The sequence below is a fragment of the Mycobacterium sp. genome (assembly GCF_050701675.1).
Classification (GTDB): domain Bacteria; phylum Actinomycetota; class Actinomycetes; order Mycobacteriales; family Mycobacteriaceae; genus Mycobacterium.
In genome coordinates this window covers 1-7453 of record NZ_JBOGDD010000029.1, presented here as the reverse complement: position 1 = coordinate 7453, position 7453 = coordinate 1, and the positions used below count along the sequence as shown (strand labels likewise).

Sequence of the window (7453 nt, the reverse complement as noted above, 5' to 3'; positions counted from 1 at the left end):
CTTCTGAACGGCGTCCGCGGTGGGATCGGCGATGTTGCCGCCCTGCGACGTCATGATCATGCCGAGGCCATCCTGCATGTCGGACAGCAGGCTGACCTTGCCCTTGAACTTGGGATCCCACAGGTCGTCGATCTTGGTGATCGGACGGCCGGTCGCGGCCTTGTTGTAGGCCAGACCCACCATGCCGCTCATGTACGGGGCGGTGTACTTGCGGCCCGGGTCCGACGTGTCGTTCAACAGGTCGGGCCTCAGGTTCTTCCTGTTGGACACCCGAGTGTCGCTGATCTCGTTGAGCCAGCCGAGTTGCTTGAGCCGCAGCGCCATGAATTGCGTGGGCACCGCCAGGTCGGCGCCGATGTCCTGTTTGCGTGACAACGGCTCCTTGTTCTTGGCGAACCACTGCTCGTTGTCGTTGAAGTCTTCCTTGTAGTCCACGGTCAGACCACTGGCGGTCTGGAAGGCGGCGACGAACCCGTCGGCCATGTAGAGCGGCCAGTTCGAGATCCGCAGAGTGCCGGTAGCCGGCTTGCCGTCATCCGGTGCTGCCGACGTCGAACTGGAACTCGTCGTAGTGCTGGAACCGCAGGCCGCCAGGAATGACGGTCCTAGCACGAACGCCGCCGCGGCGGCAGCGCCGCCGCCCAGGAACCGCCGTCGGTTGGTCCGGTTCGATGCGAGACGGGACAACGATGCGGGATTGATGCCTTGATTGTTCGAGGAGGCCATGGCTGGGATGCCTTTCATGAATCCGGGGGAGGGGTGACCTGGCGGTCAGCGGTAGCACGACTCAACGTCTAGGAATCGTCGAGCATCTCCTCGAGATCCTCGGTGGTGGGAATGTCGGCGGCGGGCAGGACCAGCGACGCGTCGGGCGCCCAGCTCACGTGAACCTGATCGCCAGGGCGCAGCATCGGCAGATCCTGCTCCGGGCCCACGTGGGAAAGGATCGGGGATCCGTCGGCGGCCGCGAGTTGAAGGCGCAAGACTGGGCCCTGGAACGTGAGGTCGGTGACCGTCGCAGGCACGCCGGAAACGTCGCCCGACGGCGCTTCCATCGACACCCGTACGCGCTCGGGACGCACCATGAGCGTGGCCTGGCCGCCGGTCTCGATGGTGGTGTCGCCGGGCCTGGCGCGCAGGATCGTGCCCAGCACCGAGAGTTGGGCGAAGTTTCCGTCCATTCCCTTCTGCTGGCCGTGCCACATGTTGGCCTGGCCAATGAAGCCGGCGACGAACACCGTGGACGGGCGGTCGTAGATCTCCGTGGGAGCGCCGATCTGTTCGACGTTTCCGGCGTTCATCACGGCGATGCGGTCACTCATCGTCAGCGCTTCTTCTTGATCGTGCGTCACGTAGACGAACGTGATGCCGACTTCCCGTTGAATGCGCTTGAGCTCGAACTGCATGACGTGCCGCAACTTGAGATCGAGCGCGCCAAGAGGCTCGTCGAGCAATAGCGCGCTTGGGTAGTTGACCAGCGCCCTGGCCAGTGCGACGCGTTGCTGTTGTCCGCCCGATAGTTGGGCGGGCCTGCGTTTGGCGAAGTCGGTGAGACGGACGATTTCTAGCAACTCGTCGACCCGGCGCTTCACTTCCGCCTTGTCGATCTTCTTGCTGCGCGGTCCGTAGGCCACGTTGTCCCACACCGTCATGTGCGGGAAGAGGGCGTAGTGCTGGAACACCGTGTTGACGTTGCGCTTGTGCGGGGACACCCTCGATACGTCGGCGCCCTCGAGGCGGATCGCGCCCTCGGTGGGCGTCTCGAAACCTGCGATCATGCGAAGCGTGGTCGTCTTCCCGCAGCCAGAGGGACCGAGCATCGAGAAGAACTCTCCGGACCCGATGGAGAAGTCGGCGTCGGCGACGGCGACGTAGTCATCGAATCGCTTGGTGACGTGGTCGATCTCGATGACCGGGCGGCCCGGCTCGCGGGTACCCGTATCACCTCCCGTCGCGCTGTCAACGGCGGTGCTGTGTGTGCCGGTCAGGACGACCTCCCTATGTCGGCACGAAGAACTGCCCCCCAGGCAAATCGTGGGCAACACTCTCCGCGCGCTATGGGTAAACCATCGCCGATCTTGACGACGTTCGCAAGCGATTCCGCAACGAATTTACATTCCGACAATGGAATCCCTAGGTGTTGGCGTTGCTCAGTCGCCGATTCCGCTTTTCAGCCCTCGAAACTTGACCGGCACCGCCACGTCGGTCCGCACTCGCGCCGCTCGTAGAAGCGGATCGCGTCGTCATCGCCGGGGCGTCATCACCGTGTTTGTCCATCAGGCCACATGGGAACACCGTTTTGCGCGGAAGGAACTCACATGCATCGCAGTACTCTTGCCAAGACCGCGGGCGCGGCGTTCCTCACTGCCGCCATCGGAGGTCTGGCGAGCGGCCCCGCCGTTAAATCGGACTGGTACGAGAAACTCAGCAAGCCCAGCTTCCAGCCGCCCCGACAGGTCTTTCCCATTGTCTGGCCACTGCTCTATGCCGACATCGCGGGTGTCTCGGCCGCGACCATCGATGAACTCGGCGGGCGCGGTGCGCATGACCAGGCCCGTGCATTCTCCGGCCTGCTGGCACTGAACCTCCTTCTCAACGGCACCTGGTCGTGGCTTTTCTTCAACCGTCGACAGCTCGGGGTCTCCGCACTCCTCGCCGGTGCACTTGCCGTCAGCAGTGCCGACCTGACGCGGCGCGCAGTGCGAGTCAAGGGCCGTCCCGCCCGGGTTCTATGGCCCTACCCTCTCTGGTGCGCGTTCGCCACGGCGCTGTCGAGCCGTATCTGGTGGCTGAACCGCTGACGTTCGGATGGCCAAGGACGAGGACGTCGACGACGACGTCGCAAAGGACGAAGAGGGTCGGCAACGCTTGGCCGACCGGGTACTGAGTGGCGTCGAGGACGCCGTCTACTGGGGCGTCGCCGTCGTCCTTGCCCTTGGATCGGTGGCGCTTCTCGTTGCGCAGTTCAACACGCTGCTCCGACTCCGGAACACGTCGGCGTCGACTCTGATGCTCGAGATCCTCGATGGGCTCCTGCTGCTGTTCATCTTCGTCGAGCTCCTGTACGCCGTGCGCGCCTGCCTGCGGTCACACGAAATCGTCGCGGAACCGTTTCTCGTCGTGGGCATTCTCGCCGGCATCAAGGAGATCGTCGTCCTGTCGGTGGAGGCCGCGACACTGCTGGAGAGGGGCCCGGAGTTCTCTCGTGCGGTCGTCGAGATCGGCGTACTGGGCGCTGTGGTCCTCGTTCTGGCGTTGGCGGCGTTCGTATTGCGCGTCAGAAATCACGACGGCGAAACAACGGGAGCCTGACTGACTCACGCCGCACCGTGGCGAAGGTCGGCGAGTAAGTCGGCGATGCGGAAGGGCTCAACGGTCGTCATGCTCGCCATCGTGGTCTCCGGCCTCACGTGGAACCGACACCTGCGTGGCCTCGGCCCTGCCACGCAGAGCCACGGAGCCGCGGGGGGTCCACCGTCGCGCTTCGGCGACCTCGGCGCGGGAGATGGCGGGCCCCGAGGCCATCACTCTGCCCGGTGTCGACTTCGCCGTATCGGCAAGTCGCGCGGCCTCGTTGACCGGATCGCCGATCACCGTGTACCCGTAGCGATTCTCTGCGCCGATGTTGCCTGCGAAGACGGACCCGGCCGAAACACCGATGCCGAAGTCCACGACGGGCAGTCGTCTCAGGGCGGCGGCCAGTGCACGCGCCGCGGTCAGCGCGGCGGTGGCGGCCCCGTCGGCCTCGACGGGAGCGCCGAAGATGGCGAGGGCGGCGTCGCCCTGGAACTGATTGATCACGCCGTCGTGTTCATCAACGGCGGCCACGACGATCTGAAAGAAGTCGTTGAGCACGGCCGCGATCTCGGGCGGCGTGAGACTGGCGGCCAACTGAGTGGATCCCGCGAGGTCGATGAACAGGATCGCGACGTCGCGGACCTCACCGGACAGCGAGTCGTCGCCTTCGATGGCGAGCGTCACGACGTCGGGTCGGACGTGGCGACCGAACAGGTCGCGCAGCCGGTCACGCTCGCTGAGGCCGGCGACCATGCGGTTGAAACCGCGCTGAAGCCTGCCGATTTCGGACTGCTCGTACACGTCGACGGTGCGCCCAAGATACCCACGCTCGACCTCCGCCATCGCGTCGACGACGTCGCGCACCGGATCGGCGATCGACCGGGCGACCAGGATCAGTGCGCGCAGGCCGAGCAGCACCGCCACCACGGAAAGGACGACGATCGGAACGTCCAACGAGGCGGTCGTGGGAATCAGCCAACCGTTGGCCTTGCACAGGATCAGTCCCACGATCGTCGCGCTGGGCAATGCGCTGTTGACCAGCCACATCATCACCAGTCGGGTGGCGATCCCCGGGGCGGTCGTGCGACTGACGGAGTCGCCGCCGGTGGCGGCCGCTACGACCTGCCGGAAGATGCGCTGAGTGAACAGCAGGCTGGTACTCACGGTCGACGTGCTGCCGAAGGCGACCGCGAACACGATCAGGGCCATCGGACCGATTCCGACGTCGCGATTGGCCAGGATCAGGACGGCGCCGCTGACGCCCCAGATGCCGAGCAGCAGGGCGGATTGGTGCCGCACGATGTTGATCGCGGCGTGTCGCTGTTTGGCGTCGGGATCGACGCCTGCGGCGAACCAGCGCAGCGACGGCGCGATGTTGAGGTAGCCGCCGACCGCCGCCACGACCGTCCCCAGCGCTACCACCACGGCGAGGATGATCACGTTCGACCGGGTCTGCAATGCCTGGGTGTCGCCGAAGGTCTGGCCGCTCAACGCCCACACGACCGCGAGCACCTCGGCCGCGGTGAGCAGGTGCGCGAAGGTCAGCCCCGTCGCATAGCCGATGCCGAGGCGCGCCGTCGAGGATCTGGGCGGCTCACTCGACTCGTCGTGCGGCGTCACGTCGTTCCTGGTTGATGGAGGCGCGCCACCTCCCCTTCCCGTGACTGCCTCGGTGCGCGTGCGCAGACGTTTGGCGGTGTCGGTCGGGAAGTCGAGGTTGACGGCCAGTTCCGTGTCGGAGTAACGCTGCCACAACTGGGACGCCGACCGCTGCCATGACGCGAAGAACTCGCTCCGGGTGCGACCCCTTGGCTCATCACCAGGCGAGCTGTGTACAGTTGTTCACCCAGTAGGGACGTGGTTGCCTCGCGCATCCCCCCGGCCACTGACGTGCGAGAAGAATTCGCCGAAAGGACTTGTCGCCATGACGTTTTCACTCGAGCTGTCCGATGACGTCATTGAGGTGCGCGACTGGGTCCACGACTTCGCCGAGCGGGTCGTCCGGCCAGCGGCTGCCGAATGGGACGAGCGTGAGGAGACGCCGTGGCCCATCATCCAAGAAGCAGCCAAAGTCGGTCTCTACTCGGTGGAGCTGTTTGCCACCCAGGCCGCCGAGCCGAGTGGTCTGGGCCTCCTCACGGTGTTCGAGGAGATGTTCTGGGGTGATGCGGGCATCGCCCTGTCGATCCTGGGCACGGGACTCGCTGCCGCCTCCCTCGCAGCCACCGGAACGCCCGAGCAGATGGGGGAGTGGCTCCCGCAGATGTTCGGCACGGTGGACGAGCCGCTCCTGGCGTCCTTCTGCGCGTCGGAGCCGGGCGCAGGCTCGGACGTATCGGCCATCATCACCCGGGCCCGTTACGACGAAGCCAACGACGAGTGGGTCATCAACGGCACGAAGACCTGGGCGACGAACGGAGGCATCGCCAACGTCCACATCGTCGTGGCGTCGGTTCATCCCGAACTGGGGTCCCGCGGACAGGCCACGTTCATCATCCCGCCCGGCACGAAGGGCTTCAGTCAGGGACAGAAGTTCAAGAAGCACGGCATCCGTGCCTCGCACACCGCAGAGGTCGTTCTCGACGACGTCCGGATTCCGGGCAGGCTCATCATCGGCGGCAAGGACAAGTTCGACGAGCGGATCGCCAAGGCGCGCGACGGCAAGAGCTCGGCGGGCCAAGCAGCGATGAAGACGTTCGAGCGGACGCGCCCGACGGTCGGCGCGATGGCCCTCGGCGTGGCACGCGCGGCTTACGAGTACGCGCTCGAATACGCCCAGCAGCGCGAACAGTTCGGCCGCAAGATCGGTGACTTCCAGGTGATCGCGTTCAAGCTCGCCGACATGAGGACCAGGATCGACACCGCGCGACTGCTGGTGTGGCGGGCCGGCTGGATGGCCCGCAACGACAAGCCGTTCGTCAACGCCGAGGGCTCGATGGCCAAGCTCGCGGCCAGCGAGACCGCCGTCTACGTCACCGACGAGGCCATCCAGATCCTCGGCGGCAACGGCTACACGCGGGACTACCCCGTTGAGCGCATGCACCGCGACGCCAAGATCTTCACGATCTTCGAGGGCACCAGCGAGATCCAGCGGCTGGTCATGGCAAGGGCGATCACCGGGCTGCCGCTCAAGTAGCCGAACGGCCGTCGCCTACCGGAGAACGACGAACCAGATCGCGATGTAGTGGCAGATCGCTGCCGCAGCGGTGAACGCATGGAAGAACTCGTGATAGCCGAACGTCTGTGGCCACGGGTTGGGCCAGCGCACGCCGTAGAGCACGGCGCCGATGTTGTACAGCACCCCGCCGGCGATCAGCAGGGCGACGACGACGACGCCACCACCGGTCAGAAGCGCCGGCGCGAACCAGATCGCCGCGTAACCGAGCAGGAGGTACAGCGGCACGCCGACCCACCTGGGCGAGGACGGCCAGAACATCTTCAGTGCCACCCCAGCCGCCGCGCCGGCGTAGACGATGGTCAATACCAGCTCAGCGGTGGGTGGCGGCATGGCCAGGAGCACGAACGGCGTGTAGCTGCCTGCGATGAAGATGAAGATCATCGAGTGGTCGGCTCGCTTCATCCACTTCCGAGCGTCCGGGCTCTTCCATTGAACGCGGTGGTAGATCGCGCTGACGGTGAACATGCCGACGATCGTCGCCGTGTAGACAAGGGTCGCCAGCCCGGCCTTCGGTGAGGCCATCAGCCATGCGACGGGCACCAGGACCGCACCTGCGACGATTGCGGTAGCAGCGCAGACGAGGTGAATCAGCCCACGGGCGCGAGGGGCGTGAAAGAAGTCGGCGAACGTGTCGGCGAGCACCTGCGGAAGGTCGTCGTCACCGCGCAGAATCTCCGGGATCTCCTCGTCGACGGCCGAAACCTTCGAGGCGGCAGACCCGGTGATCATGCCGCTCACGTCGAAACCGATCTGTGCTCGTTCAAGACGTCTCCGCAGTCGAGGATGAGCCGTTTCCAGTCGGCGGGCTACCGCAGTAGACGATCAAGCCCGAAAGCGAGGCTACCGAAGATGCGGCGATCTTGATCGGCTGACGTGCCGTCCGCGAGGTGAACCTATGGTGTCGATCGGGTCACTTTCATGCACAGGCGAGAAGAAGGAGCAACGCTCCCGCTGCCTGGTGCGGCCGCTGTTCGCGGG

Annotated in this window: 7 protein-coding genes; 3 read left to right on the top strand and 4 right to left on the bottom strand. The window is 65.5% G+C overall.

Annotation, left to right across the window (positions count from 1 at the left end; all coding sequences use genetic code 11):
• Positions 1–726 (bottom strand): ABC transporter substrate-binding protein (locus ACRDUX_RS00960; protein ID WP_526410129.1); only part of this gene is annotated, 726 nt, incomplete at its 3' end.
• Between the two features lie 68 nt (positions 727–794).
• Positions 795–1910: an ABC transporter ATP-binding protein gene (locus tag ACRDUX_RS00955; protein WP_526410133.1), complete on the bottom strand. Its 1116-nt coding sequence runs from the start codon at positions 1908–1910 to the stop codon at positions 795–797.
• A 408-nt stretch (positions 1911–2318) separates the two neighbouring features.
• On the opposite strand from ACRDUX_RS00955, the gene ACRDUX_RS00950 reads away from it, so the two are divergent.
• Positions 2319–2801, top strand: coding sequence for a TspO/MBR family protein (locus ACRDUX_RS00950; protein ID WP_526410127.1), 483 nt, complete (start codon positions 2319–2321; stop codon positions 2799–2801).
• Positions 2802–2808: 7 nt separating this feature from the next.
• The gene (locus ACRDUX_RS00945; protein WP_526410125.1) at positions 2809–3312 is read left to right on the top strand and encodes a phosphate-starvation-inducible PsiE family protein; all 504 of its coding nucleotides are present in this window, start codon (positions 2809–2811) and stop codon (positions 3310–3312) included.
• A 57-nt stretch (positions 3313–3369) separates the two neighbouring features.
• Here ACRDUX_RS00945 and ACRDUX_RS00940 read toward each other — a convergent pair whose 3' ends face one another.
• Positions 3370–5052: an adenylate/guanylate cyclase domain-containing protein gene (locus ACRDUX_RS00940; RefSeq protein WP_526410124.1), complete on the bottom strand. Its 1683-nt coding sequence runs from the start codon at positions 5050–5052 to the stop codon at positions 3370–3372.
• Between the two features lie 169 nt (positions 5053–5221).
• Between ACRDUX_RS00940 and ACRDUX_RS00935 the strand changes: the two genes are divergently transcribed.
• Positions 5222–6433 (top strand): acyl-CoA dehydrogenase family protein, encoded by a 1212-nt coding sequence (locus ACRDUX_RS00935; protein WP_526410122.1) that lies wholly within the window; start codon positions 5222–5224, stop codon positions 6431–6433.
• Between the two features lie 15 nt (positions 6434–6448).
• Here ACRDUX_RS00935 and trhA read toward each other — a convergent pair whose 3' ends face one another.
• A complete protein-coding gene (trhA, locus tag ACRDUX_RS00930; RefSeq protein WP_526410131.1) occupies positions 6449–7204 on the bottom strand; it encodes a PAQR family membrane homeostasis protein TrhA in 756 nt (251 codons plus the stop codon).
• Between the last annotated feature and the right edge of the window lie 249 nt (positions 7205–7453).